Source organism: Streptomyces sp. NH27 (genome assembly GCF_056859195.1).
The window spans coordinates 1-2,186 of sequence record NZ_JACEGK010000808.1; the positions used below are offsets into that span (position 1 = coordinate 1).

Consider the following 2,186-nt stretch of genomic DNA (forward strand, 5'->3'; position numbering starts at 1 on the left):
GGATGGCGGGGTGGAGAGTGAAGCTGTTCCTGTGATGAGGGCCGTGGACTTCGGGGAGGCGAAGCTGCTGCCGGATGTGGACCGCGATGACGCGTGGCTGCTGACGGTGGACGGTGCGCCGCAGTCGTATGTGGACCTGGCGGACCCGGAGCACCTGGAGTTCGAGTACGTACGGCGTGTCGCCTACGTCGTGGAGGCGGTGTGCGACACGCGGGCCGAGCCGGTGGAGATCGTGCACCTCGGCGGTGGGGCGCTGACCCTGCCGCGCAGGTTCGCGCGGACAGTGCCGGGGGCGGTGCAGGACGTGGTCGAGGCGGACCGCGGCCTGGCCGGGCTGGTCGCGGAGTACCTGCCGTGGGATGCGCCGGCGGTCCGTACGCATGTCGCGGACGCGCGGGAGTGGCTGGCCGGGCGGCCGGACGCGAGCGCCGACGTGCTCGTCGTGGACGTGTTCGGCGGGTCGAGGGTCCCCGCGCACCTGACGACGGTCGAGTGCGCGGCGCAGGCGGCCCGGGTGCTGCGCCCGGGCGGCCTGTACGTGGCGAACCTCGCCGACGCCGCGCCGTTCACCTTCCTCGGCTCGCAACTGGCCACCGTACGCGCGGCGTTCGGCGCGGACGCGGAGGTGTGCGTGCTGGTGGAGCCGGGGGTGCTGCGCGGGCGCCGATACGGCAACGCGGTACTCGCGGCCACCCGCGGTCCGTTGCCGGCGGCCGTGGTCGCGCGGCGGTGCGCCGCGGACCCGTTCCCGGCGCGGGTGCTGGGCACGGCGCAGGCGGTACGGGCGTTCCCGGGCGCGCCGGTGCACGACGCGGAGGCGGCCGACTCGCCCGAGCCGCCCGGCGGCGCGTTCACGATCGGCTGACCCGGGAGCGTGTTCGTTCCGCGGCCCGCCGTGGGCGGCCCGCAGCGGGCGGGCGGGGCGGTGATCAGGTCGCGCCGGGGAGCCCGTCCACGCTCTCCGCGACGGGCGTCGAGTCGGCCGTGAGCGGCTCGGCGGGGTGCTGCTCGGTGCCGGCGTGGTCCGCGGGGGCGGCGGGGGCGTGATCGGCGGGCGCCGACGTGACCTTCGTACGGCGTTCCAACTGCCGTACGTCCGGCAGCAGCAGCAGCACCGCGCCGGTGAGCAGCACGACCAGCGCGGCCGAGCCCCACAACGCCCGGGTCCGGCCGAAGGCGATCGCGGCCGGGCCGGCGAGCGCGGTGGCGACCGGGGTCAGGGAGACCGAGCCGAGCCAGTCGTACGCCGAGACGCGCGACATCTTGTCCTCGGGGATCTCCTGGTGCAGCGCCAGCATCCAGCCGACCACGAAGACCTCCACCGCGATCCCGGCGGCGAAGGTGGCGGTCGACAGCAGCGGTAGCGGAGCGGCCATCGCGAGGGCGGCGGCGGGCAGCGCCATCGGGAAGACGCCGATGGTGCCGGCGAGCAGCATCCGGCGCGGACGCCAGCGGATCATCAGCACGCCGCCGCAGATCGTGCCGACGCCGCCCGCGGCGATCGCGAGCCCCCAGGGCCCGGCGCCGCCGAGGTGCTCGCGCGCCACCAGCGGCCCGTAGACGGACTCCGACGCGGTGACCACGCCGTTGACGACGCCGAACTGGAGCACGATGCCCCACAGCCAGGGGCGGGAGGCGAACTCGTACCAGCCCTCGCGCAGTTCGCGGACGATGCCACCGGAGTCGGCGGACCGTTCCACGACGGGGGTGCGCAGTTTCGCGCGCATGGCCGCGGCGATCGCGAAGCCGGTGGCGTCGATGGCCAGCACCCAGCCGGGGCCGACCACCGCCACCAGCGCGCCGCCGAGGGCCGCGCCGCCGATACTCGCGCCGTTCATCGACAGCCGGTAGACCGAGAACGCCTTGCTCGCGTGCGCCGGGTCCACCGTGGACAGGAGCATGCCCTCGGACGCCGGTGAGAAGAACGCCTGCCCGGTGCCGCCCACCGCGGCCAGCGCGGCCATCATCCACAGCGCCGGCGACCCGGTGAGCACCAGCACCGCGAACGCGGCCTGGGAGGTGGCGTTGAGCATGTTCGCGCCGACCATCACCCGCTGCCGGGGCAGCCGGTCCGCGACGGCGCCGCCGACCAGCAGGAAGACGATGAGGGCCAGGGTGCGGGCGGCGATCACCAGGCCGACGTCGGTGGCGCTGCCGCCCTGCTCGATGACCGCGTAGGCGGAGGC

2 protein-coding genes are annotated in these 2,186 nt (G+C 75.4%); one reads left to right on the forward strand and one right to left on the reverse strand.

The window, feature by feature from the left end; genetic code table 11:
* The first annotated feature begins 10 nt into the window (after window positions 1-10).
* The gene (locus AC13HU_RS36050; protein ID WP_483046214.1) at window positions 11-865 is read left to right on the forward strand and encodes a spermidine synthase; all 855 of its coding nucleotides are present in this window, start codon (window positions 11-13) and stop codon (window positions 863-865) included.
* 64 nt (window positions 866-929) lie between these two features.
* On the opposite strand, the gene AC13HU_RS36055 is transcribed toward AC13HU_RS36050, so the two are convergent.
* The coding region (locus tag AC13HU_RS36055; protein WP_483046213.1) for an MFS transporter at window positions 930-2,186 on the reverse strand (1,257 nt) is incomplete at its 5' end.